Source organism: Sphingobium terrigena, assembly GCF_003591655.1.
Classification (GTDB): domain Bacteria; phylum Pseudomonadota; class Alphaproteobacteria; order Sphingomonadales; family Sphingomonadaceae; genus Sphingobium; species Sphingobium terrigena.
This window is the reverse complement of the sequence record NZ_QVRA01000021.1, coordinates 1-24272: the sequence shown is the minus strand read 5'-3', so window position 1 is coordinate 24272 and position 24272 is coordinate 1. Positions and strand designations below refer to the sequence as shown.

General features: G+C 64.6%; 18 protein-coding genes and 1 riboswitch. Of the genes, 9 read left to right on the top strand and 9 right to left on the bottom strand.

Annotated features, from left to right (window positions below; translation table 11 throughout):
• Window positions 1-7: 7 nt before the first annotated feature.
• The gene (metX, locus tag D0Z70_RS18350; RefSeq protein WP_119748935.1) at window positions 8-1144 is read left to right on the top strand and encodes a homoserine O-acetyltransferase MetX; all 1137 of its coding nucleotides are present in this window, start codon (window positions 8-10) and stop codon (window positions 1142-1144) included.
• Window positions 1141-1734, top strand: a complete 594-nt coding sequence (gene metW, locus D0Z70_RS18345; protein WP_119748933.1) for a methionine biosynthesis protein MetW — start codon at window positions 1141-1143, stop codon at window positions 1732-1734. The genes metX and metW overlap by 4 nt, the downstream gene beginning before the upstream one ends.
• 12 nt (window positions 1735-1746) lie before the next feature.
• Here metW and D0Z70_RS18340 read toward each other — a convergent pair whose 3' ends face one another.
• Window positions 1747-2361 carry a TetR/AcrR family transcriptional regulator gene (locus D0Z70_RS18340; RefSeq protein WP_119748931.1) on the bottom strand — a complete coding sequence of 205 codons (615 nt, stop codon included), beginning with the start codon at window positions 2359-2361 and terminating at the stop codon, window positions 1747-1749.
• 160 nt (window positions 2362-2521) lie between these two features.
• Between D0Z70_RS18340 and D0Z70_RS18335 the strand changes: the two genes are divergently transcribed.
• A complete protein-coding gene (locus D0Z70_RS18335; protein ID WP_119748929.1) occupies window positions 2522-4867 on the top strand; it encodes a TonB-dependent receptor in 2346 nt (781 codons plus the stop codon).
• 106 nt (window positions 4868-4973) lie between these two features.
• Entirely contained in the window at window positions 4974-6242 is a 1269-nt protein-coding gene (locus D0Z70_RS18330) for a spinster family MFS transporter (RefSeq protein ID WP_119748927.1), read from the top strand.
• A gap of 81 nt (window positions 6243-6323) precedes the next feature.
• Here D0Z70_RS18330 and D0Z70_RS18325 read toward each other — a convergent pair whose 3' ends face one another.
• Together D0Z70_RS18325 and D0Z70_RS18320 are read right to left on the bottom strand one after the other, a co-directional pair.
• Entirely contained in the window at window positions 6324-7901 is a 1578-nt protein-coding gene (locus D0Z70_RS18325; RefSeq protein WP_119748925.1) for a peptide chain release factor 3, read from the bottom strand.
• A gap of 143 nt (window positions 7902-8044) precedes the next feature.
• Entirely contained in the window at window positions 8045-8929 is an 885-nt protein-coding gene (locus tag D0Z70_RS18320; protein WP_119748923.1) for an aldose 1-epimerase family protein, read from the bottom strand.
• 133 nt (window positions 8930-9062) lie between these two features.
• Here D0Z70_RS18320 and D0Z70_RS18315 point away from each other — a divergent pair, with 133 nt between their 5' ends.
• Both D0Z70_RS18315 and D0Z70_RS18310 read left to right on the top strand, forming a co-directional pair.
• Window positions 9063-9548 (top strand): hypothetical protein, encoded by a 486-nt coding sequence (locus tag D0Z70_RS18315; protein WP_119749024.1) that lies wholly within the window; start codon window positions 9063-9065, stop codon window positions 9546-9548.
• Between the two features lie 241 nt (window positions 9549-9789).
• Window positions 9790-11055, top strand: a complete 1266-nt coding sequence (locus tag D0Z70_RS18310; RefSeq protein ID WP_119749022.1) for a glutamate-5-semialdehyde dehydrogenase — start codon at window positions 9790-9792, stop codon at window positions 11053-11055.
• An 81-nt stretch (window positions 11056-11136) separates the two neighbouring features.
• Here the strand turns inward: D0Z70_RS18310 and kdsA are convergent, their stop codons facing one another.
• Window positions 11137-11964, bottom strand: a complete 828-nt coding sequence (kdsA, locus tag D0Z70_RS18305; protein ID WP_119749020.1) for a 3-deoxy-8-phosphooctulonate synthase — start codon at window positions 11962-11964, stop codon at window positions 11137-11139.
• Window positions 11965-11969: 5 nt separating this feature from the next.
• Entirely contained in the window at window positions 11970-12263 is a 294-nt protein-coding gene (locus D0Z70_RS18300; protein WP_119748921.1) for a hypothetical protein, read from the bottom strand.
• A 21-nt stretch (window positions 12264-12284) separates the two neighbouring features.
• On the opposite strand from D0Z70_RS18300, the gene D0Z70_RS18295 reads away from it, so the two are divergent.
• Together D0Z70_RS18295 and D0Z70_RS18290 are read left to right on the top strand one after the other, a co-directional pair.
• A complete protein-coding gene (locus D0Z70_RS18295) occupies window positions 12285-13418 on the top strand; it encodes a hypothetical protein (protein WP_119748919.1) in 1134 nt (377 codons plus the stop codon).
• Complete coding sequence (locus D0Z70_RS18290; RefSeq protein ID WP_119748917.1) at window positions 13415-14791, top strand: cytochrome P450; 1377 nt, start codon at window positions 13415-13417, stop codon at window positions 14789-14791. Before D0Z70_RS18295 ends, D0Z70_RS18290 begins: the two co-directional genes overlap by 4 nt.
• Before the next feature lie 13 nt (window positions 14792-14804).
• Here D0Z70_RS18290 and D0Z70_RS18285 read toward each other — a convergent pair whose 3' ends face one another.
• From D0Z70_RS18285 to D0Z70_RS18275, 3 genes are all read right to left on the bottom strand, one after another.
• Window positions 14805-15695 (bottom strand): transglutaminase family protein, encoded by an 891-nt coding sequence (locus D0Z70_RS18285; protein ID WP_119748915.1) that lies wholly within the window; start codon window positions 15693-15695, stop codon window positions 14805-14807.
• Window positions 15692-18070: a circularly permuted type 2 ATP-grasp protein gene (locus D0Z70_RS18280; RefSeq protein ID WP_420820392.1), complete on the bottom strand. Its 2379-nt coding sequence runs from the start codon at window positions 18068-18070 to the stop codon at window positions 15692-15694. Before D0Z70_RS18280 ends, D0Z70_RS18285 begins: the two co-directional genes overlap by 4 nt.
• A gap of 97 nt (window positions 18071-18167) precedes the next feature.
• Window positions 18168-21530, bottom strand: a complete 3363-nt coding sequence (locus tag D0Z70_RS18275; RefSeq protein WP_119748911.1) for a transglutaminase family protein — start codon at window positions 21528-21530, stop codon at window positions 18168-18170.
• 138 nt (window positions 21531-21668) lie between these two features.
• Window positions 21669-21778, top strand: a riboswitch (TPP riboswitch).
• 43 nt (window positions 21779-21821) lie between these two features.
• On the opposite strand from D0Z70_RS18275, the gene thiC reads away from it, so the two are divergent.
• Window positions 21822-23753, top strand: coding sequence for a phosphomethylpyrimidine synthase ThiC (thiC, locus tag D0Z70_RS18270; protein WP_119748909.1), 1932 nt, complete (start codon window positions 21822-21824; stop codon window positions 23751-23753).
• A 45-nt stretch (window positions 23754-23798) separates the two neighbouring features.
• Here the strand turns inward: thiC and D0Z70_RS24670 are convergent, their stop codons facing one another.
• Window positions 23799-24131 carry a hypothetical protein gene (locus D0Z70_RS24670; RefSeq protein ID WP_147418792.1) on the bottom strand — a complete coding sequence of 111 codons (333 nt, stop codon included), beginning with the start codon at window positions 24129-24131 and terminating at the stop codon, window positions 23799-23801.
• Between the last annotated feature and the right edge of the window lie 141 nt (window positions 24132-24272).

The following is a 24272-nucleotide window of genomic DNA, read 5'->3' as shown; positions in this document are numbered from 1 at the left end:
CGCGACCATGGCCAGCCTCTCTATGACAGATGACAGCCGTTTCGGCCTGCGCCGACAGGTTCGGCTTGCCGGGCCGTTGCCGCTCGATAGCGGCGCGGCGCTGGGGCCGGTCGATATCGCCTATGAAACCTATGGCACGCTCAATGCCGACCGGTCCAACGCGATCCTGATCTGCCATGCGCTAACTGGCGACCAATATGTCGCGTCCGACCATCCGGTGACGGGCAAGCCCGGCTGGTGGTGGCGGCTGGTGGGCGAGGGGAAGCCGGTCGATCCGGCGCGCCATTTCATCGTCTGCGCCAATGTCATCGGCAGTTGCATGGGATCGAGCGGTCCGGCCAGCCTGGACGCGGCCACCGGTGCGCCCTTTGCCATGCGCTTTCCGGTGCTGACCATTGCCGACATGGTGCGGGCGCAGGCGATGCTGCTCGACCATCTGGGGGTGGATCGGCTGTCCGCTGTGATTGGCGGGTCGATGGGGGGGATGCAGGCGCTGACCTGGCCGACTTTGTTTGCCGACCGGGTGGAAAGCTGTGTCGTCATTGCGTCGACCGCGCGGCATAGCGCGCAGAATATCGCCTTTCACGAGGTCGGGCGGCAGGCGATCATGGCCGATCCGCACTGGCGCGGGGGAGATTATTATGCCGACGGGCAGGTGCCAAGCGCGGGCCTGGCGGTCGCGCGGATGGCCGCGCATATCACCTACCTGTCCGAAGCCGGGCTGACCGAGAAATTCGGGCGGCGTTTGCAGGGACGCGACGCCAAGACGTTCGGCTTCGACGCGGATTTCCAGGTGGAAAGCTATTTGCGTCATCAGGGGTTGAGCTTTGTCGAGCGGTTCGATGCGAACAGCTACCTCTACATCACCCGCGCCATGGACTATTATGACATTGCCGAGGATCATGGCGGGTCGCTGGCCAGGGCGTTTACCGCCAGCCAGGCGCGCTTCTGCCTCGTCAGTTTCGATACCGACTGGCTCTATCCGACGGCGGAATCGCGGATCATCGTCCATGCGCTAAACGCCGGGGGTGCGCAGGCGAGTTTCGTCGAACTCTCCAGCCCGTTCGGCCATGACGCCTTCCTGCTGGAATGTCCTGAATTGAACCGCGTCGTCGACGGCTTCCTGAAGGGCGGCCGGGCGTGAGCGAGCAGTTGCGGCCCGATCTGGCGCTGATCGCGCGCACGGTGCGGCAGGGCGCGCGGGTGCTGGACGTGGGCTGTGGCGACGGCGCGCTGATGGCGGCGCTGCGCGACAATGCTGGCGTCGATGCGCGCGGGCTGGAGATTGACGGGTCCAACGTCGCCGATGCGGTTGGGCGCGGCCTGTCGGTGGTGCAGGGCGATGCCGACACCGACTTGCGCTATTATCCCGACGCCAGTTTCGACTATGCGATATTGAGCCAGACGCTCCAGACGACGCGGCGGCCCGATCTGGTGGTGGAGGAATTGCTGCGGATCGGCAGGCAGGCCTTCGTGTCCTTCCCCAATTTCGCGCATTGGCGCGGGCGGATTTCGCTGCTGTGGGGCGGGCGGATGCCGGTGACGCGGCTGTTGCCCGACACCTGGTATGACACGCTCAACATCCATCATGTGACGGTGGACGATTTCCGCGCGCTGGTGAAGGATCGCGGCTGGACCATCGACGGGCAATGGTTCCTGAAGGGCGACAAGGAAACCACCCACGCCAATGCCAATCTGTTTGCCGAACATGCGGTGTTTCTGCTGCGGAAATAGGATTGCCCGGCGCTATCGCTGCGTCCCGATTCCCTTTTCGATCAAGGCATTGGCGATGGCGGCAATTTCCTCCGCCGGGCGACTGTCGTCCCAGATGCCATAGCGCAGCCCCAGAAACACGTTCATGCCCATGATCGCCCAGGCATGGACCTCCTCCACATCGGCGCGCACGTCGCCGCGCTCTGCGGCTTTGGCGAGGCGGGCGGTCATGCGGGCGGCGGTATTTTGATAATGGGCGCGGTAAGCGGCGGCATCGACAAATTCCGATTCGTCGATGATGCGATAGAGTTCCTTGTGCGACCGGGCGAACTCCAGAAAGCTGAGCAGGCCGATCCGTTCGGCGTCGATGCCGTCGCGCGCCGTCGCGATGCGGGGTGACACATAGTCGCGCACCTGTCCCGACATGTCGGCCACCAGCGCGCGGAAAATATCGTCCTTGGTATCGAAATAGGTGTAGAAACTGCCGAGCGCACAGCCGGCGCGGCGGGTGATGCCGCTGATCGAGCCTTCGTGAAAACCCTTTTCGCCAAATTCCTGCGCAGCCGCCGCCAGCAGCGCGCGGCGGGTGCGTTCGCCGCGCGCCGTGCGGGGTGTCTTGTCGTCCCTGCCAAGCCCCTGATCGGTCATAGTCTCTCCCCCGTCGCTGTGTTCTTTTTAGCGCAATCTGGCCGCGTCGATAGCCCGCTCTCTATTTCAAGTTGAAAGATGGTTCAACTTTCATTATCGAATCGACCAAGACACATGGCGACCCGCCAACCGGGCGCTCATATTCAGGAGAGGACCGCTCATGAAGGCCTATCACAGCATCCGCGCTCTAGCCCTTGCGTCTGCCGCCTGGACCGGCGCGCTGGCCCTGCCCGTCATAGCCCAGGACGCGCCGCAGGCCGCCGTCGACGACAGCGAGGGCGCCATTGTCGTCACCGCCCGCCGCCGCGAGGAAACATTGGTGAGCGTGCCGATCGCGGTCAGCGCCTTTTCCGGCGACAAGCTGGAAAGCCAGGGCGCGATCGACATTACCGATCTGGCGAACCTCACTCCCAACACCACGCTGGAAGCATCGCGCGGCACCAATTCGACGCTGACCGCCTTCATCCGCGGCGTGGGCCAGCAGGACCCGGTATCGGGTTTCGAGCAGGGCGTGGGCATCTATCTGGACGATGTCTATCTGAATCGGCCGCAGGGCGCGATTCTGGACATTTACGATGTCGAGCGGATCGAGGTGCTGCGCGGGCCGCAGGGGACGCTTTATGGCCGCAACACCATAGGCGGCGCGGTAAAATATGTGACCAAGATGCTGCCGCAGGATTTCGCGCTGAAGATCAAGGGCAGCTATGGCACCTATGATCAGGCCGATGGCATCATCAGCGTGTCGGCCCCGATCGGCGACATGATCCGGGTTGGCGGCGCGCTGGCCCGCCTGTCGCGCGGCGGCTTTGGCGACAATCTCACGACTGGCGATGAAAACTATAACAAGGATGTCTGGGCCGGGCGCGCGACGTTCGAGATGGGCGGCTATGGGCAGCCAGTGCTGATGCGGATCACCGGCGACTATACCAAGGATAATAGCAGCGCGCGCGGCGGCCATCGCCTGATCCCCGGCCAATTGTCGGGCGCGCCGGTGCTGGGCGACGTGTTCGACACGCGCGGTGGCCTCACCGACCCCAAACAATATGTGAAGTCCTACGGGCTTTCGATGAACATCACGGCGGAACTGTCCGACGCGGTGACGCTGCGGTCGATCAGCGCGTGGCGCAAGGATGACAGCGCATCGCCGATTGATTTCGATGCGCTGCCTGCGGTCGATGTTGATGTGCCGGCCTTCTACTTTAACGAGCAGCTGAGCCAGGAATTCCAGCTTCTTTATGACAGCGGCCCGCTGCATGGCCTGCTGGGCTTCTACTATCTGGATGCCAAGGCGGACACGGCGTTCGACGTGCGCCTGTTTACCACCGTCCCCGGCCTGACCGCCTTCACCCAGGCCGATGTCGATACCGAAACCTATGCCGTGTTCGGCGATTTCACCTTCGACATTTCGCAGCAGCTGAGCATTTCGGCGGGCGGTCGCTATACCTGGGACAAGCGCCGGGCCGACATTTTGCGGCAAAATTATCTGGGTGGCGGATCGCCTCTGTTCGGCGGCGCGGGCGTGGCGTTCGGCGCGCCCGGCACCAATTTCAATGGCGCAGCAGAATATAAGAAATTCACCCCCCGCGTGTCGATCAGCTACAAGCCGACGCCCGATCATAATGTCTACGCCAGCTATTCGCAGGGCTTCAAGGGTGGCGGGTTCGACCCGCGCGGCGTGGGCGTCAATGCGCCCGACCTCAACAGCAACGGCATCCGCGAGGATAGCGAGATTGCGTCTTTCCTGAGCTTCCGTCCCGAAAGCGTCGAAAGCTATGAAGTGGGCTATAAGGGCAATTTCATGAACGGCGCGCTCTATGTCGCGGTCGCGGGCTTCTATGCCGATTATACCGACGTGCAGATTCCGGGTTCCGTCGCCTGCTCGGTCGGCGGCATCCCCTCCTTCTGCGGTGTCGTGTCCAATGCGGGCAAGGCGCGGTTCAAGGGGCTGGAATTTGAAAGCAACGCCCGGCTGGCGCAGGATTTCCTGACCGGCGGCGACCGGCTGAGCCTGGCTACGGCGGTGGGTTTCATCGACGCGGAATATCGCGAATATGTCACCAATATCGGTGGCGTCCCGACCGATGTCGCTGCCTTCCGGCAAGTGCAGAACACCCCCAAATGGACCGCTAGCGGCACGCTGGGCTACACCACGCCGGTGGGCGACGGCAGCCTGTACGCGGGCAGCACCGTGTCGTGGCGCAGCAAGACCTATCAGTTTGAAGTGCCCAACCCCTATATCGACCAGAAGGGCTTTGCCCTGTGGGATGCCAGCATCGTCTATACCGCGCCGGACGATCGCTGGACGCTGGGGCTGCATGGCAAGAACCTGCTCGACAAGGAATATAAGACGTCGGGCTACACCTTCGTCGCGGCCAATGCGACGACCGGCGCGATCATCAACAATGCCGCCGGTTTCCCCACGCCGTCGCTGGGCCGCGAAGGCACGCTGACCGCCTTTTACGGCAATCCGCGGCAGGTGTTCGTGACCGGGACGGTGAAGTTCTAGGTTTGGTATTCCCGCGCAGGCGGGAATCCAGTTCCACGGCGGGACTGGGTTCCCGCCTGCGCGGGAATACGCTGTTGCTGGGCGGTAGGGAGCGTAAGAAGCAAGCATGACCGACCCAACACCCGCCACCCCGGCACCCGTTTCCCCCGCCTATCGCGGCGTCGTGCTGGTGATGCTGCTGCTGGTCTATACGTTCAATTTCCTCGACCGGCAGATTCTTGGCATCCTGGCTGGCCCGATCAAGGCGGAACTGGGTCTCACCGACGGGCAGTTGGGCGCGCTGGGCGGGATCGCCTTTGCCTTGCTCTATTCGACGCTGGCCATTCCGCTGGCGTTGCTGGCCGACCGGACCAGCCGAACCTGGGTGATCACCGTCTCCCTCGCCGTGTGGAGCGGCTTTACCGCCTTGTGCGGGATGGCGGGCAGTTTTTGGCAGATGTTCGCGTTCCGCGTCGGCGTGGGCGTGGGGGAGGCGGGCGGCGTCGCCCCCTCCTATGCCGTGATTTCCGATTATTTCCCGGCGCATCAGCGGGCGCGGGCGCTCTCCATCTATTCGCTCGGCATTCCGTTGGGATCAGCCGGTGGCGTGCTGCTGGGCGGCTATATTGCGCAGGCAGTCGAGTGGCGCACCGCCTTTATCGCGGTGGGGCTGGCGGGCCTGCTGATCGCGCCCTTGTTCCGGCTGGTGGTGCGCGAACCCGCGCGCCCGGTGCTGGCGAACGATGCCGTGCCAGTGAGCGCGGTGTTCGGCATATTGGCGGCCAAGCGTGGCTTCTGGTTCCTGGCGCTGGGCGCGGCGTGTAGTTCGATGTGCGGCTATGGCGTCGCCTTCTGGCTGCCCAGCCTGTTGATGCGCAGCTTTGGCCTCGACCTGATGGGCGCGGGGCAGTTTCTGGGCGCGCTGCTGTTGATCGGCGGAGTGGCAGGCGTGCTGCTCGGCGGCTGGCTGGGCGACGCGATGGGCGGCAAGGACAAGGCCTATTATGCCTGGGTGCCTGCGGTCAGCTATGTCGTGGGGATGCCCCTGTTCGTGGTGGGCGTGCTGTCCGACAGCGTGGGCTTGGCCTTCGCGCTGTTCCTGATCCCGCAGGCGCTTGTCTATGTCTGGCTTGGCCCGGTGCTGACCGCCGTTCAGCACCTCGTCCCCGCCCATATGCGCGCCAGCGCGGCGGCGAGTTTCCTGCTGATCAACAATCTGGTCGGGCTGGGACTGGGCAGCTGGAGCGTGGGCGCGCTGTCCGATGCGCTGACGCCCGCCTATGGGGTGGAGGCGTTGCGCTACGCGATCGTCGCGGCGCTGGGCTTCTATCTGCTGGCGGGACTGTTCATGGCGCTGGGGGGCAGGGCGCTGCGCAAGGATTGGGTTAGCGCATAGCCACCCCGTGTTCCCGCGAAGGCGGGAATCCAGTTCCAACGTCTCAACTGGGTTCCCGCCTTCGCGGGAACACGGGGCGTTCTACCGCTCCTTGGTCGCGCTGAACTTGATCTTGGGGTGGCGTTCCTGCTGGTAGCCGATGTCCCAGGCGCTGCGGGCCATGAACACGAGCGCGCCGTCGCGGTCCTTGGCCATGTTGGCAGCGTTGAAGCCGATGAAATCCTTGATCGCGGCCTCGTCGCCACTGATCCAGCGGGCGGTGTCGAAGGGTGAGGGTTCAAGGCCCGCCGCGACCTTATATTCCGCGTCCAGCCGGGAAATCAGCACTTCCAGCTGGAGCTGGCCCACGACGCCGACGATCCAGTTGCTGCCGATTTCGGGGTAGAATACCTGGATCACCCCCTCTTCGGACAGGTCGTCCAGCGCCTTGCGCAACTGCTTGGTCTTGGTCGGGTCCTTCAGCTGCACCCGGCGCAAGATTTCCGGCGCAAAGTTGGGCAGGCCGGTGAAGCGCAGGCCCGGTTTCTCGCTCAGCGTATCGCCCACGCGCAGCGCGCCATGGTTGGGGATGCCGATAATGTCGCCCGGATAGGCCTCATCCGCCAGCTCGCGGTCCTGCGCGAAGAAGAGGATCGGCGAATGGACCGCCAGCGCCTTGCCCGACCCGCTGGGCGTCAGCTTCATGCCGCGCCGGAACTTGCCCGACACCAGCCGCATGAAGGCGATGCGGTCGCGGTGCATCGGGTCCATATTGGCCTGCACCTTGAAGATGAAGCCGGTCACCTCGCTGCCCTCCGGCTCGACCGCAGCGGGTTCGGCGGGCTGGGCGCGCGGCGGCGGGGCGTGGGCGGCCAGCGCGTCGATCAGTTCGGTCACGCCGAACAATTTGAGCGCGGAACCGAAATAGACCGGGGTCAGGTCACCCTGACGATAGCGGTCGAGATCAAATTCGGCATAGCCGCCCTGCGACAGCTCGGCCTCCTCGCGCAGCTTGGTCAGGCCATCGGGAGAGAGGAAATCAGCCAGTTTCGGGTCGTCCAGCCCGGTAAACTGGTGCCGCGTGCCGTCAAATTCCTTCGACGGCCCGGTTGGCTGCATCAGCCGGTTGGTGGCGAAATCGTAAATGCCTTCAAACTCACCACCCATGCCGACCGGCCAGCTCATCGGGCAGACGTCCAGCTGCAACTGGTCGGCCACTTCGTCCAGCAGGCCGAACGTCTCGCGGCCCTCGCGGTCCACCTTGTTGACGAAGGTGATGATCGGCAGGTTGCGCAGACGGCACACCTCGAACAATTTGCGGGTCTGCGGCTCGATGCCCTTGGCCGCGTCGATCACCATGACGGCGGAGTCCACCGCGGTCAGGGTGCGATAGGTATCCTCGGAAAAATCCTCATGCCCCGGCGTGTCGAGCAGGTTGAAGGTGATCGTCTCGCCATCGCGCGTCCGCTCGAACGTCATGACCGAGGATGTGACGGAAATGCCGCGCTGCTGCTCGATCTTCATCCAGTCCGACCGCGCACGCCGGTTCGCCCCGCGCGCCTTGACCTCCCCCGCCAGATGGATCGCGCCGCCCTCCAGCAGCAGCTTCTCGGTCAGCGTGGTCTTACCGGCGTCGGGGTGGGAAATGATCGCGAAGGTGCGGCGGGATGGGATGGTCATGATGATTTTCTGGGTCGGGAGTAATAAAGCCGTTCGCCCTGAGCGAAGTCGAAGGGCCATGCCGAGCGGAGGCGAGGCACTTCGGCTTCGCTCAGTGGAGGGCTTCGACTTCGCTCAGCCCGAACGGAATCTAGGAAGCGCCGTTACACGTCCACAAGGCTGACGTCCATGCGGAAGGCGCGGCTCTGCCCCGGTGGCAGCGCGATGATGCCCTGCTTGTCCCACACGTCCCCCTCGAACCCGACCAGATCGGCCATGCCCGCCCAGGGTTCGATGCACAGATAATGGGCACCCGGCTTCTGCCACAGGCCCAGCCATGGCGTGTCGGGAAAGTCGATTTTCAGGCGCGGCTGGCCCGGCACGCCCCAGAGCAGCGAGCGGCTATTGAGTTCGTCCCAGATCAGCGCGTCGCCAGCGAACATGGCGTGACTGGGGACGAGCGTGTCGCCATCGACCGGTGAGGCTACAGACTCCCGCGCGCTCAGGCCCGGTTCCTCGCCTACCTTGCGGATCGGCGCGGGTTCGGGCTTTTCAAAGACGATCCGGTGATCCTCCGATGCGCCGCCATAGGGCAGGGGCCAGGCGAAGGCGGGGTGGTAGCCGAAGGAGAAGGGCATGACCGCCTCCCCCCGGTTGGTCACGGTCGCGGTCATGCGCAGGCTCACCCCGTCGATCGCGAAATCCATGTCGAGCCGGAAGGTGAAGGGATAGACGGCAAGGCTGGCCGCGTCTGCTTCCAGCCGGAAGGTCGCGGCATCCTCGCTATGGTCGATGAGCGCAAAGGCGCTGCGGCGGGCAAAGCCATGCTGGGGCATCGGATAGTCACACCCGTCGAGCCGATAGACGTCCCCGCGCGACCGGCCGACAAAGGGGAAGAGCAACGGCGCATGGCCGGTCCACCAGCGCGGATCGGCGTCGGTCATCAACTCGCGTCCCTGTGCGTCGCGGAGCGACCAGAGTTCCGCGCCATGGCGGTGGATGGTGGCGCTCAACTGGTCCGAAGCGATGCTGACCGGTGCGTCTGTCACGTCCTGCTATCCTCCTGATGATGCGCGCCTGCCTTTAGCGCGGAGGCAGCCGCCTGTCTTGCCCCGACGCGCGCTCGTTTCGCAAGGGAACCGAAAGATTGCATCGCTGGTTTGGCAGGCGGGAGACATGATCATGAAAATATACGCAATCGCCGCACTATTACTCTGTTCCACTTCGGCGCTGGCGCAGGAGGCGGAAAAGCCCAAGGACGAGACGCTCAAGAAAGCGGGGAATATCGCCAGCCAGCCGGTGCGCGACATCGGCCTGGACAAGGACGAGATTCCGCCTGTGCTGCTGAAGGCGGTGGAAAATCCCTATGCGACCCCGGCGTCGCGGACCTGCAAGGGGCTGAAAGGCTCACTGGGCGAACTCAACGCCGTGCTGGGCGAGGATTTCACGGTCGGTGCCAAGGCGAACGAAAATCGCACCGGCAAGATTGCCGAGGCGGTCGGCAAGACCATCGTTAACTCGCTCATCCCCTTCCGCGGCTTGGTGCGCGAAATCAGCGGTGCCGCGCCGCAGGAACGGCGTTTGCAGGCAGCGGTGACGGCGGGGATCGCCCGGCGCGGTTATCTGCGCGGGCTGGCGGCGAATAAAGGCTGCAAGATCGTCAGTTAAGTATAATTACTAGCATACCCCATATGGGGTATGCGGGCGTGCCGTCGGCTGCATAGCAAGAAACAAGGCGGTCTGACCGCCCGCCGATGACCGGATCATTCGCGACCCATGATCCGGTCATCGGCCCTTGGTTCGCAAGGTTTGGGCCGGTGCGGTGACCGATGTTTGGTCGTTCACGTCCCGCCTTCGCTTCATCCCGCTTTCATGCTAGGTCGCCGCCAACACACTGGCGAGACCCATGATGAACGACCTGACCCAGACCCCTGAAATGCTGATCGCGATGATGGGCGCACGCGCCCGTCGTGCGGCGCTGGCCCTCGCGCAGGCAAGCGACGCGCAAAAGGCCGATGCGCTGCGCCGCGCCGCCCAAGCGCTGCGGGATCAGGCGCCGGCGATCATCGCCGCCAATGCGCGCGACATGGACAATGCCGCCGCCAACGGCCTGTCGCCTGCGATGCTCGACCGGCTGAAGCTGGACGCGGGCCGGGTCGCGGCCACCGCCGATGGGGTGGAGCAGGTCGCCAGCCTGCCCAATCCGCTGGGCAGCATCATCGACCAGAGCGTCCGCCCCAACGGGCTGGAACTCAGCCGCGTGCGCGTGCCGCTGGGCGTGATCGGCATCATCTATGAAAGCCGCCCCAATGTGACGGCCGATGCCGCGGCGCTCTGCCTGCGCGCTGGCAATGCCGTCATCCTGCGCGGCGGCAGCGAGGCGAAGGAGAGCAACCGCGCGATCCTGACCGCGATGGTCGAGGGGATCGTGGCCGCTGGCCTGCCCGCCGATGTCGTGCAACTCATCCCCACCACCGACCGCGCGGTCGTGGGCGCCTTGCTGCGCGCCACCGAATTTATCGACCTGATCGTGCCGCGCGGGGGCAAGAGCCTGGTCGCGCGGGTGCAGGAAGAAGCGCGGGTGCCGGTGCTGGCGCATCTGGACGGCATCAACCACAGCTATGTCGATGGCGCGGCCGATCCGGCGATGGCGCGGCAATTGGTGGTCAATGCCAAGATGCGGCGGACGGGCGTATGCGGTTCGACCGAAACGGTGCTGATCGATCGCGCCTTTGGCGACGCGCCCGCGCTGGTAAAGGCTTTGCTCGACGCGAAATGCGAAGTGCGCGGCGACGATGCGGTGCAGGCGATGGATGCGCGCGTCATCGCGGCGAGCGAGCAGGACTGGGACACCGAATATCTCGAAGCGATCGTATCGATCCGGCTGGTCGATGGCGTAGAGGATGCGATCGCCCATATCGCCGCCCATGCCAGCCACCATACCGACGCGATCATCACCGACGATGCCGAGGTCGCAGAGCGGTTCCTGAACGCGGTGGATAGCGCCATCGTGATGTGGAACGCCTCCACCCAGTTTGCCGATGGCGGCGAATTCGGGCTGGGCGCGGAGATCGGCATTTCGACCGGCCGCCTCCACGCGCGCGGGCCGGTCGCGCTGGAGGGGCTGACGACCTATAAATGGATTGTGCGCGGGACGGGGCAGGTTCGGCCATAAGCTCTGGGTGTTCCCGCGCAGGCGGGAACCCAGTCCCACCGTCAGAACTGGGTTCCCGCCTGCGCGGGAACACGCGGTTATCTACCCCTTCACCACCGCATCAATCGCCGTCAGCTTCGCCAGCATCGGCGCGACCCAGTCCAGCGGCAGCATGACCGGGCCATCGGACGGGGCATTGTCCGGGTCCTGATGCGCTTCGGCGAAGATGGCGGCGACGCCTGCCGCCACCGCGCTGCGGGCAAGGAGGGGGGCATATTCGCGCTGGCCGCCGGAGGCTGAGCCGAGGCCGCCGGGCTGCTGGACCGAGTGGGTGGCGTCGAATATCACCGGATAGCCGGTCTCACCCATCACCGGCAGCGCGCGCATGTCGCTGACGAGCGTGTTGTAACCGAAGCTCGCGCCGCGTTCGGTCAGCAGGATGCGGTCATTGCCGGTCGAGGCGACCTTTTGCGCGACCGCTGCCATGTCCCACGGGGCCATGAACTGGCCCTTCTTGACGTTGATGACCGCGCCGGTGCGTCCGGCGGCGAGCAGAAGGTCGGTCTGGCGGCAGAGGAACGCCGGAATCTGGAGGATATCGACCGCCTGCGCCGCGGCCTCGACTTGCCCTGCATCATGCACGTCGGTCAGCACCGGGCAGCCCAATATCGCCTTCACCTCCGCCAGGATCGCCAGCCCCGCGTCGATGCCGACGCCGCGCTGGCCCGACACCGACGTCCGGTTCGCCTTGTCGAAGGAGGATTTGAAGATGAACGGCACGCCCGCTTGCCGCGCGATCTGCGCCAGCGCGTCAGCCATGAACAGCGCATGGTCGCGGCTTTCGATCTGGCAGGGACCGGAAATGAGGACGAAGGGGAGGTCGTTGCCGAAGGTGATCGGGCCGACACGCACATGTTTGGGATCAGTCATGCCGGTCACTTGGGCGCTTTGGCAAAGCGCCGCAAGAGCTGGCCGCGCCACAGCCCTTTGCCCGGATGATAGTTCCAGCAGAACCAGCCAAAGCAAAGGCAGGCGATCAGCGAGGGCAGCGCCATCGGATCGCCATTGCTTTTCATATGGCGATAGAAAGCCATGTCCGCGCGCCACCGGTCACGCTCGCTGCCACCACCGTTGATGCCATAGGCATTGTCATGCTTCCTGCAACCGATGTTTCGGTTGTATTTACGGTGGTCTATGAAATAGCAGTAATCGCGTTCGGGCGTGTTCATGACCCGATTAGGGCCGGGGCAGTGCAAAAATTCAAGCGTAAAGTCTTTTATCTTGGCGGTTTCGATCCGCGCGGCGTGCGTTTTTACCACCAGCTCTATCGCGACCAGGCCGGACGCTATGACCGGCTGAGCGGCGAGGACGTCATTGTGAGCGGCAGGCGGGCCGGTCCTGCGGGGTCGGTCGTCTCGACGGTCTGGTCTGTCGAGAACGCGCAGGCCGGGGTCGAGACCGACTATGAATTTCTCCGCTGGGAGGATCTGGTCGGCAAGGTGTGGATTCGCAATCCGCTCAAACTCGCCTGGCGCTCCATCGCCACCTATGTCGGCCATGGCCGCTTCATGCAGTTTAGCCGCATGAAAAAGCTGCGCCCCGGCCCGGTGCTGACCATCTGCTACCCGCCTTTTCTGGCAGTGATGATCCCGCTGCTGTTCGCGCTGCTCCCTGCCCTGCTGCTGTGGACAGTGCTGCCCTTCTGGGCGGCGGCGCTGGCCGGGATTGTCATCAGCGCGGTGGCGTCGGGCAAATGGCTGAACAAGCTGGTCGTGCCATGGCTGCTGCGTTTTACCTATTATCACCACACGCTCGCCGCCGGGGGACCGGGGGAAGCGCTCGACGCGCGGCTTGATGCCTTTGCCCGGCGAATCGCTGACGAGCTGGACGAGCCGTGGGACGAAATCCTGTTCCTGACCCATAGCGCTGGCACGATTCTGGGCATGTCGGTGATGCGGCGCCTGTTCGACCTGCGCGGCACGCGACTGCCGGATCATTTCGCGATGGTCGGCATGGGGCAGGTGGTCCCGGTGGTGGCGCTCCGCACCGATGCGCGCTGGTATCATGCCGATTTGCGCGCGCTGGCCGACAAGCATTTCCGCTATGTTGACCTGAGCTTCCCGCCCGATGGCGCGGCCTATTTCAACGTCAATCCGCTGCTGCTGGAAAGCGACAATTATGCCGCGCGGGTCGACATGCTCTCGCCGCGCTTCCACCTCTTCTACGATCCTGAAAATTATCATGGCGGCTGGTCGAACAAATATGAGGCGCATTTCGACTATTTGCGGGTGGGCGATCGCCTGTCGCCGGTCGATTTTCTGAGCCTGACCGCCGGCCGCCGCACTCTGGATGACGCCATCGCCGCTTTCAGGACGATTCCATGACAGAACCGCTCTTCACCCCACCCTTCCCGCAGCCCACGCGCAACAAGCGCACGATGCTGCGACGCTTCTTCATCGGCTGGCACAGCTGGATTCATGTGTTGTTTGAAAAAAGCTATACGATGAAGATGGGCGAGGTGCGCGGGCGCGGGCAGCTCATGTATATCGCCAATGAACTGCCGCTGGTGGATCGTATCCTGAAAGGGGGGACGGAATTTCCAAAACATCGGGAGCTGGTGAAAGGATTGTCGCCGCTGATCGGCAACAGCGTCTTTTCCGCCAATGGCGAGGATTGGGAACATCAGCGGGCGATGATCAACCCCGCCTTTGCCCATACCGCGATGAACAAGACGATGCCGATGATGGTGGACGCGGTCGCGGCCTTCCTCGCGCGGGTCGACGGGATGGATCGAACCAAGCCGATCAACATCGATGCGATGATGACCCATGTGGCCGCCGACATCATTTTTCGCACGCTGTTTTCCCAGACGCTCGATATCAAGCGGTCTTTCATCATCCATCAGGCGTTCGGGCGGTTCCAGCGCTATTCCCATTCCGCCTCCATGCTGGGCCTCTATGGCCTGCCGAGCCGCTGGTTTGAACGCTGGTCGGAACGACCGGCCAATGCCATTCGCGGCGTGTTCGCGCCGATTGTCGAGGAACGCTATAACGGGTTCCATGCCGGGGACCCCGCACCGCACAAGGACATCCTCCAGTCGCTGATCGAGGCGCAGCATCCCCAGACGGGGGCGCATTTCACCTTGAAAGAGGTGATGGATCAGGTCGCGACCATCTTCCTGGCGGGCCATGAAACCTCCGCCAGCACCATGACCTGGGCGCTCTACCTTCTGTCGGAATGCGCCCATATTCAAGAGCGCGCGCGGGCCGAAGTGATGGCGGTGGCGGGCGACGCGCAACTGACCCCGGCGATGCTCAAGGAGATGGGCGTGGTGCGCAACGTGTTCAAGGAAACGCTGCGCCTCTATCCCCCGCTTGCCTTCTTCCCGCGCGAAGTGCCATGCCCGATGCGGATGCGCGACAAGGACCTGGTGCCCGGCGCAATGCTGGTGGTCGCCCCCTGGCTGACCCAGCGCAACAAGGATAATTGGGCCTGCCCCCACAGTTTCGATCCCGACCGATTCGACGATCCGGCCAATGCCGACATGATCAAGCAGGCCTGGCTGCCCTTCAGCCGCGGCCCGCGCGTCTGCGTTGGCGCAGGCTTTGCCCAGCAGGAGGTGATGACGGTGATCGCCGACATACTGCGCCAATATCGCCTGTCGGTAAGACCCGGCTACAAGCCCGAACCGATCAGCCGCCTGACCGTCCGCCCGCGCAAGGGGATGTGGTTGATGTTCGAGAAGCTAGCGAACTGACCCGAAGTAGGCCTCACGCCATCTCCTCCTCCGGCACGACATCCACCATCGCCTGGATGCTCTGGCCCGCGCCGCCCACGAACAGGCCGTCCATCGGCGCGACATCGGCATAGTCGCGGCCCATGGCGACGAAGAGATGGCCGTTGCCGGTGATGCAGCCATTGGTGGGATCAAAGCCGATCCAGCCGCGCGTCGGCCCGCACCATAGCATGATCCAGGCGTGCATCGCGTCCGCGCCGATCAGCCGGGGGCGACCGGGCGGTGGATCGGTGCGCAGATAGCCGCTGACATAGGCGGCGGGCAGTCCCGCCAGCCGCAGCGCGACGACCATGACATGGGCGAAATCCTGGCACACGCCATGACGCGCGGCAAAGGCATCGGCGACCGGCGTGCTTGCGTCGGTCGCGCCCGGATCATAGGCGAACTCGGCGCGGATGCGCAGCGCCAGCGCCAGCGCGGCGGCGACCACCGGCCGGTCCGGGTCCAGTCCGTCGCCGACCCAGTCGCCGATGTCGGCCAGCAACGGCGCGCGGGTCGAGGCGTAGAGATAGAGGGCGGGGGCCGACGCGCTCATGTCGCGATCGACCAGCGCCGCCTTGGCCACCGCGCCGATGGTCGGGTCATCGGGCTGGGGGTCGGGCGGCGCGCTGTCAGCCACGCCGATGCGGAATCGGCTTTCGATCGTCAGCTGCCGGATCGGGCTTTCGATCACCAGCCGCGCGACATGGACCGGCCAGGCACCGGGGCGCGACGCGATGGTGGAGGGAACCGGATCGACGACCAGCGCATAGTCCGACGTCCATTGTCCGGCCCAGGGTGCGGGGCGCAGGCGCAGGTTGAAGCGGGCGAGCCGCATCGGCGCTGCGTAGCGCAAGATGGTCTGGTGGCGGACATGGTAGATCATGACAAAAGGTCCGCTCCATCGGCCTTTTCCGCCTTGCGCACTTGCAGGAAATAGCGCTGGCCGATGGCGTCGGACAGGCCGAGCAGGCGGTTTTCGACGTCGTTGATGTCGGCGATGGTCAGCATATCCCCGGTCAGCGGGCTGAGCCGCGCGACCAGCGCATCGGCCAGGCGCTTGGGTTCTTCCGGCATCCCGTCCGCGCGCAGGGTCGGCAGCGCCGCAATATGATCGGCCAGTCGCTGCGCCTGATAGACGATGGCGCGCGGATTATGCGGCTCCAGCGCAACCAGATCGCGCACCGGGGGCAGCGCCGGGCCGGTCAGATAGCGGGTGCGATAGCTGATCTGGCTGTCATTGAGGTCCAGCAACACGGTGAGGTCATCCGCACTCGCGCCATCGCCACCGAACAGGCCGAGCAGGCGGCAGCCATTGATTGCGCGCTCCATCCGTCGGCCCATATCGTGAAAGCGCCATCCTTCGGTCCTGCCCATATTTTCCGCCGCCAGCCCCGACAGCGCCGAAATCCGCTCGATCATGCGGGACGAGGCATCGAGCAGGGTTTCGGTCACCGCGCCATCGAATGTGGGCAGCGGCAGGCGCACCAGCCGCCAGAAATCGCTCGCCAGCCGGTCGCGCAGCCCTTCGCCGATATTGCCGACGCTGGCCATCAGCGCGCGGACGCTGCCCGACTGGCGCGCATCGCCCAGCGCGGTGGCGCAGAGCGGGCCGACCGGGCCACCGCCGTCGCGGGCGATCGCGCCCCACAGCACCAATTGCCCCACCAGCCGGTTCATCGTCGGCGACGCGACTGAGGGGCCAAGGTCCGCCTCGATCGAACCGCCGACGATGGCACGGATCAGCCGCAGCGTCATTTCCGTCCGCTCGATATAGCGGCCCAGCCAATACAGATTGTCCGCCGCCTTGGCCGGCAGCATCCCGCCGATCCGCCGGATCGCGGGCGCGCCGCCGCCCAATAATGTGTCGGGCGGCACTGGCTGACTATCGACCACGCACATGTCGGCGGACATGTCGCCCTTGCCCATCAGCGCGGCGCGAATGTCACCATGGCCCGCCAGCCGCGCAAAGGCGCCAGGCATGACCCGCCACTGGCCCTGCGCGTCGCGCGCCACAAACACGCGCAGCGTGAAGGGCAGGGGGGTGATCTGCCCGTCGACCACCGCCGGGGTGGTGGAGAGTTTCACCACCTCCTGCCCGACATAATCCATCGGCCGCCGCGCCATCGCCGCGGCCAGCGTGGCGCGCTGCCGGTCGTCCAGCGCCGATCCCGGCATGAAGCGCGCGTCGGGCAGGCCCGCCACATCCTGATCGAAGGCGGACCCAACCACCAGCCTGTCCAGCCGCTCACGCACATAGGCGCGCTCTTCGCCTTGGCCGCACCACCAGGTCGCGATATTGGGCAGGATCAGGTCCGCGCCCAGCAGCGCCTTGCTCAACTGCGGCAGGAAGGCGGCAAAGGCGCGCGATTCGATCACGCCCGCGCCCGGCCAGTTGGACAGGACCAGCCCGCCGCGCGCACAGGCATCGAACAGGTCCGGCACGCCAATGCGCGACTTGCTGTCAAACGCCAGCGGATCGATGAAGCGGCTGTCCATCCAGCGCCACAGCCCGTCGATGCGCTTCAAACCTTGGATCGTGCGGACGAACAATTGCCCGTCGGTGACGATCAGATCCTCGCCCTCGACCAGCAGCAGGCCCAAATAACGGGCCAGATGCGCCTGTTCGGCATAGCTTTGGTTGAAACGGCCCGGCGTCAGCAGGCCGATGCGCGGATCGGATCGTTCGCAATCGGCGGCCAAGCCCCGGCGCAGATCGTCGAAAAAGGGCGCGAGCCGCCGCGTGTTCATTGCGCCGAGCAGATCGCCGGTCGCGCGCGACAGAGCGAGGCGGTTTTCCAGCGCATAGCCCACGCCCACCGGGGTCCGCACCCGATCGGCCAGCACGCGCCATTCGCCCGCCGGGCCACGCCCGATATCGGCAGCGTAGAAATGGAGATGATGGCCGCGCGGTGGCGGCGTGCTGGTCATCACCCGCCAATAATGCGGACTGCCGGTGATGACGCTGGCGGGCAGCTTGCCATCGCGCACCAGCGATCCGGCCCCGTAAATGTCGCCGATCACCTGTTCCAGCAGTTCGGCGCGCTGGGCCAGACCCTGTTCGATATGCGCCCATTCGTCCGCATCGATCAGCATCGGGATCGGCCCCAGCGGCCAGGAGCGTTCCTGCTCGTCCCCGGTCAGGCGGAACGCCATGCCCAGGTCAATCGCCTGTCGCGCGACATTGTCCGCCAGCATCGCTGGATTGCCCTGCGCCTGCGCCGACAGCCGGTCCAGCATGGCGCGCCAGCGTGTCTGCATGGCGGGCGCCGCACCGGCAAACAGATCGCCCGCCGGAGCCGCGGCCAGATAGGCGTCGGCCCAGCTCAATTGTGTGTCAGCGTCCACCCGAACGCCCTTATGCGCCCGGATGCCTGAAGCGCAGGTCCAGCGTCATCGGGAACTCGCCCGCCGGTTCGGCGGCGGGCATGTCGACCGGGCCGGGGGTGTGGCCATGGTCCTGAAAGCGCGCCTTGCGCCGCGCTTCGGCTTCATAGCCGTTGATCGGCAGCGTGTCATAATTGCGTCCGCCCGGATGCGCGACATGATAGACGCAGCCGCCCAGCGACCGTCCGCTCCAGCTGTCCAGCACGTCGAAGGTCAGCGGCGCATTGGCGGGCAGGTTGGGGTGCATACAATTGGCCGGTGCCCATGCCTTGTAGCGCACACCGCCGACGCCTTCGCCCGGCACCGACGTCGCCGTCATCGGCACCTGCCGCCCGTTGCACGCGATGATATGCCGCCCGGCGACCAGGCCGGTGGCGCGGACCTGCAACCGCTCGGTCGAACTGTCGACATAACGCACCGTGCCGCCGATCGCCCCGGTTTCGCCCAGCACATTCCAGGGTTCGAGTGCATGGCTGATCTCCAGTGCAACGCCACCGGCATCGACCGTGCCATGGATGGGGAAGCGGAACTGCCGCTGCGCCTCGAACCAGTTGGGGTCGAAATCATAGCCCGCGCCACGCAGGTCGGACAGGATTTCGAGGAAATCGGCCCAGACGAAATGGGGCAGCATGAATCGGTCATGCAGCGTCGTCCCCCAGCGCACCAGATTGCCCTGCTGCGGTTGCCGCCAGAACCATGCCGCCAGCGCCCGGATCAGCAATTGCTGCGCCAGGCTCATCCGCGCTTCGGGCGGCATTTCAAAGCCGCGAAACTCCAGCAGGCCCAGTCGCCCGGTCGGGCCATCGGGCGAAAACATCTTGTCGATGCAGATTTCGGTGCGGTGGGTGTTGCCCGTCACATCGACCAGCAGGTTGCGGAACAGCCGGTCGACCAGCCATGGGGGCGGCAGCTTGTCCTCGCCCTCGCGGATCGGGTTGGGCACCTGCGCCAGTGCGATCTCCAGCTCATAGAGGCCATCATGCCGCGCCTCGTCGATGCGCGGTGCCTGGCTCGTCGGGCCGATGCACAAGCCGGAGAAGAGGTAGGAGAGCGAGGGGTGCCGCTGCCAGTAGAGGACGAAGCTTTTGAGCAGGTCGGGCCGCCGGATGAAGGGCGAATCGGTCAATGTCGGCCCGCCCAGCACGATATGATTGCCCCCGCCGGTGCCGACCGATCGACCATCGACCATGAATTTGTCGGCGGTCAGATCACATTCGCGGGCATAGGCGTAAAGCTGTTCGGTGATCGCGACCGTCTCGTCCCAGCTGGAGGCGGGATGGACGTTCACCTCGATCACGCCGGGGTCGGGCGTGGCCTTGAGCACCGCGATGCGCGGGTCGGGCGGGGGCGAATAGCCTTCGATCCGTACCGGAATCCGCAGTGCTTCTGCTGCCGCCTCAACCTCCGCGATCAGCTCCAGATAATCTTCCAGCGCCTGCACCGGCGGCAGGAATACCGACAGATAATGGCCGCGCGGCTCGACCGTTACGGCGGTGCGGACGGCGCCTTCGATGATGACCTGCTCGACCCGGTCCTGCGCGGCCACGCCGCCCTCTGGCCCCGCGACCCGTTGCGACTGTTGCGCGCGCACTTCCTCGACATTGGCCTGCTGCACCACCTGCGCGCGAAAATCGGGCAGCGGCTCGCGCGGTTCGCTGGTGTCGCGCGGGTGGATATAGGGATAGTCCGATGGCGGCACATAGGGCAGGGAGCCGAGCGGCAGGCGGTATCCCAGCGCCGAATCACCCGGCACCGCGAACAGCTTGCCGCGCCGCAATTGCCAGATTTCGCTCTGCCAGCGCGGCTTTGCGACCTGCGACTGCCAGCGCTGCACCGGCAGCACATAGCCGACTGGCTGGTCCAGCCCACGCTCGAACGTCTTGACCATCCGCGCGCGCGCTTCGGGGTCGCTGATCTTGGGATCGTCGGTGGTGGCGTTGATCGGCAGTTCCGATTCCTTGATCGACCAGACCGCCGGATCCTCGAACACCGCATGGGTATATTCGTCGGAAAAGCCCATATTGGCGGCCATATGGCCCAGGAACGCGCGGGCGTCGTCCGGTGTGACGGCGCGCGCGCCATCGGGCGCATCGTCTGGCGCGATCAGGCTTTCATCGTGCCAGATCGGCGTGCCATCGGTCCGCCAATAAACCGCATAGGCCCAGCGCGGCAGGCTTTCGCCCGGATACCATTTGCCCTGCCCATGATGCAGCAGGCCGCCCGGCGCAAAGGACGCGCGCAGCTTGCGGATCAGCCGGTCGGCATAGGCGGCCTTGGTCGGGCCGACCGCATCGCCATTCCACTCGCCCGCATCGCCGCCATCCACCGCCACGAAGGTCGGCTCGCCACCAATGGTCAGCCGCATATCCTGCGCGGCCAAATCGGCGTCGACCTTCGCCCCCAGCGCCATCACCGCGTCCCAGCGCTTGTCGGTGAAGGGTTTGGTGATCCGCACCGCCTCGGCAATGCGGGACACCGTCATCGCGAAATCGAAATCGACCTCGGCGGGTTCGGCCATGCCGCTGATCGGCGCCGCGGACTTGTAGTGCGGCGTCGCGCAGAGCGGGATATGCCCTTCGCCTGCAAACATGCCGCTGGTCGCGTCCAGCGCCACCCAGCCCGCGCCCGGCACATAGGCCTCCGCCCAGGCGTGCAGGTCAACGACGTCCTGCGTCACGCCCTTCGGCCCCTCGATCGGCTCGACGTCCGCGACCAGCTGGATCGAGTATCCCGATACGAAGCGTGCGGCAAAGCCCAGCCGCCGCAGCAACTGCACCAACAGCCAGGCCGAATCGCGGCACGATCCCGTCCCGATTTCCAGCGTCTCCTCTGGCGTCTGCACGCCCGCCTCCATGCGGATGACATAGCCGACCTGTTGTTGCAGGCGGCGGTTCACCTCGACCAGAAAGTCCACGGTGCGGCTCTGGTAACCGGCATATTGATCCACCATCGTCTCGAACAGCGGCCCTTGCGGCTCCACATCGAAATAGGCGGCCAGATCGGTTTTCAGCTGATCGTCATAGGCGAAGGGATAATTTTCCGCATAGGGCTCCACGAAGAAATCGAACGGGTTGATGATGTCCAGATCGGCCAGCAGGTCGACCTCAATACTGAAATGATCGACCGGATCGGGAAAGACGACCCGCGCCAGCCAGTTGCCGTGCGGGTCCTGCTGCCAGTTCAGGAAATGCCCCGCCGGCTCGATCTTCAGCGCATAATTGGGCACCTTGGTCCGGCTGTGCGGCGCGGGGCGCAGGCGGATAACCTGTGGGCCAAGCCGGATCGGACGGCTGTAGCGATAGGCGGTGCGGTGGTGGAGCGCGGCTTTGAGCATGGCGCGGATCAAACGCTACCCCCTGTTGCAATGCAATATGCAAATGGTTTGGCGGACAAAGAATCTGCGCGGACACGGCCCGCCCCGGCGATGCAGCGACAAGCCACTGGACCCCGCGCGCCAAAGTCCTTACCGTCCCCGCCATCCCCGGGGGACCGTCCGCAGACGGTTGAGAGGCGGCTTTGTGGCCGCGACCCGCTGAACCTGATCCGGCTAACACCGGCGTAGGGAGGGCAAGCGCGCACTCACACCGCCCGCATTCTCTCTCTTTCGCTGCAAGGAGAGTGACTTATGGCAGACGTCCCCGCCCGTACCGAAATGCGCGTGACTACCGGTCCCATCCGTGGATCGAAGAAAATCCATGTCGGCCCGCTCAAGGTCGCGATGCGCGAAATCACGCTGGAGCCGGGCAGCGGTGAACCGCCGGTGCGAGTATACGACACGTCCGGTCCCTATACTGATCCCGATGCGCAGATCGACATCATGGCGGGCCTGCCGCAACTGCGCCGCGACTGGATTATGGCGCGCGGCGATGTGGAGGAATATGATCCGCGCGCAGTAAAGCCCGAAGATAACGGCCTCAAAGGCCCGGATCGTTCGGGCGGTGTCGCGCAATTTCCCGGCCATCACCGTCGCCCCCTGCGCGCCAAGCCCGGCGCGAATGTCAGCCAGATGCATTATGCCCGCCGCGGCATCATCACCCCGGAAATGGAATATGTCGCCGAGCGTGAAAATCTCGGCCGCGCGCGCCTTGCCGAATATATCCGCGACGGGCAGGATTGGGGCGCGGAAATTCCCGATTATGTGACGCCCGAATTCGTCCGTGACGAAGTGGCGCGCGGCCGGGCGATCATCCCCAGCAACATCAACCACCCCGAATCCGAACCGATGGCGATCGGTCGCAATTTCCTGGTCAAGATCAACGCCAATATCGGCAACTCCGCCGTCGCCAGCGACGTCGCGTCCGAAGTCGACAAGCTGGTCTGGTCGATCCGTTGGGGCGCGGACACGGTGATGGACCTGTCCACCGGCCGCAACATCCACGACACGCGCGAATGGATCTTGCGCAACTCGCCCGTACCGATCGGCACCGTTCCCATCTATCAGGCACTGGAAAAGGTCGGCGGCGTGGCCGAGGATCTGACCTGGGACATTTTCCGCGACACGCTGATCGAGCAGGCCGAACAGGGCGTCGACTATTTCACCATCCATGCGGGCGTGCGGCTGGCCTATATTCCGATGACCGCCAAGCGCGTCACCGGCATCGTCTCGCGCGGTGGCTCCATCATGGCGAAATGGTGCCTCAGCCATCACAAGGAAAGCTTCCTCTACGAGCATTTCGACGAGATCACCGAAATCTGCAAAGCCTATGACATCGCCTACAGCCTGGGCGACGGCCTGCGCCCCGGCTCGATCGCCGACGCCAATGACGAAGCGCAGTTCAGCGAACTTTACACGCTGGGCGAACTCACCAAGCGCGCCTGGGCGCAGGATGTGCAGGTGATGATCGAGGGGCCGGGCCATGTCCCCATGCACAAGATCAAGCAGAATATGGACAAGCAGCTCGAGGCCTGCGGCGAAGCCCCCTTCTACACGCTGGGGCCGCTCACCACCGACATCGCGCCAGGCTACGACCATATCACCAGCGGCATCGGCGCAGCCATGATCGGCTGGTATGGCACGGCGATGCTTTGCTATGTCACGCCCAAGGAGCATCTGGGCCTGCCCGACCGCGACGACGTAAAGGTCGGCGTGGTCACCTACAAACTGGCCGCCCACGCGGCTGATCTGGCCAAGGGCTACCCCGCCGCCAAGGTCCGCGACGACGCACTGAGCCGCGCCCGCTTCGAATTCCGCTGGCGCGACCAGTTCAACTTGAGCCTCGATCCCGACACGGCCGAACAATATCACGACCAGACGCTCCCCGCCGAAGGCGCGAAGTCGGCGCATTTCTGCTCGATGTGCGGCCCGAAATTCTGCTCGATGAAGATCACGCAGGAAGTGCGCGATTTCGCCGCAAAGCAGAATCAGGACGCCGATTCGTTCATCGCGGCCAATCCTCCCCGGCACGGGGAGGGGGACCGATCGGCGCAGCCGAACGGTGGAGGGGGTGCGCCGCTGGACGCAGTCGCCGCCGAACAGGGCATGGCGGAAATGAGCCGGGTGTTCAGGGAAACCGGCAGCGAGCTGTATATGGGCGCTGGGGACAGAGAGCGGGATTGAGGTGCGGCATTAGAGAGATGCCGTACCCAATTCTCCATATTTATTCTAAAGGCCTCCTTCTGCCTGAATTATTTTCACGAAATCCACGGGGTCATAGAAGTAGTTTCGGTAAGCTGACCTAAGCTGCTTGGGATTATCTGAGCGAACATAAACGGCATTGACACTATCGTCGCGTGCTTCAAGTTCGCTCGCTTTCGCAATTGCTAAGGCCGCCGTTTTGAAAGGCAATACTTCGAGTTCTAAAGATCCATCATTTTTTCTATGTATATTCAGGACATTGTGATTTTGGAGACTTTCTTCGTCCTCAAATTGCTTCAAAAGCTCAAGCCGCCTCAAAATCCCTAGTTTTTCTTCAAGTTTCTGCAGTTCAATCTGCAAATCGTGAGTTGATATTTCGGTCGTGTCCCACGGGGTGGTGTAGGAACCGTCGATCCACGGCAGGATCGGGTTCGGGTCAGGCGGCCAGAGCTGGCAGGCTGACGATTGGGTTATGGCTCACCGAGCCGATTGTTTCCAGCG

Excerpts from the sequence above, each read along its gene's own strand:
- metX (WP_119748935.1), top strand. The coding sequence starts at position 8 with ATGGCCAGCCTCTCTATGACAGATGACAGCCGTTTCGGCCTGCGCCGA.
- D0Z70_RS18340 (WP_119748931.1), bottom strand. The coding sequence starts at position 2,361 with ATGACCGATCAGGGGCTTGGCAGGGACGACAAGACACCCCGCACGGCG.
- D0Z70_RS18335 (WP_119748929.1), top strand. The coding sequence starts at position 2,522 with ATGAAGGCCTATCACAGCATCCGCGCTCTAGCCCTTGCGTCTGCCGCC.
- D0Z70_RS18330 (WP_119748927.1), top strand. The coding sequence starts at position 4,974 with ATGACCGACCCAACACCCGCCACCCCGGCACCCGTTTCCCCCGCCTAT.
- D0Z70_RS18325 (WP_119748925.1), bottom strand. The coding sequence starts at position 7,901 with ATGACCATCCCATCCCGCCGCACCTTCGCGATCATTTCCCACCCCGAC.
- D0Z70_RS18315 (WP_119749024.1), top strand. The coding sequence starts at position 9,063 with ATGAAAATATACGCAATCGCCGCACTATTACTCTGTTCCACTTCGGCG.
- D0Z70_RS18310 (WP_119749022.1), top strand. The coding sequence starts at position 9,790 with ATGAACGACCTGACCCAGACCCCTGAAATGCTGATCGCGATGATGGGC.
- kdsA (WP_119749020.1), bottom strand. The coding sequence starts at position 11,964 with ATGACTGATCCCAAACATGTGCGTGTCGGCCCGATCACCTTCGGCAAC.
- D0Z70_RS18300 (WP_119748921.1), bottom strand. The coding sequence starts at position 12,263 with ATGAACACGCCCGAACGCGATTACTGCTATTTCATAGACCACCGTAAA.
- D0Z70_RS18290 (WP_119748917.1), top strand. The coding sequence starts at position 13,415 with ATGACAGAACCGCTCTTCACCCCACCCTTCCCGCAGCCCACGCGCAAC.
- D0Z70_RS18285 (WP_119748915.1), bottom strand. The coding sequence starts at position 15,695 with ATGATCTACCATGTCCGCCACCAGACCATCTTGCGCTACGCAGCGCCG.
- D0Z70_RS18280 (WP_420820392.1), bottom strand. The coding sequence starts at position 18,070 with ATGCAGACACGCTGGCGCGCCATGCTGGACCGGCTGTCGGCGCAGGCG.
- D0Z70_RS18275 (WP_119748911.1), bottom strand. The coding sequence starts at position 21,530 with ATGCTCAAAGCCGCGCTCCACCACCGCACCGCCTATCGCTACAGCCGT.
- thiC (WP_119748909.1), top strand. The coding sequence starts at position 21,822 with ATGGCAGACGTCCCCGCCCGTACCGAAATGCGCGTGACTACCGGTCCC.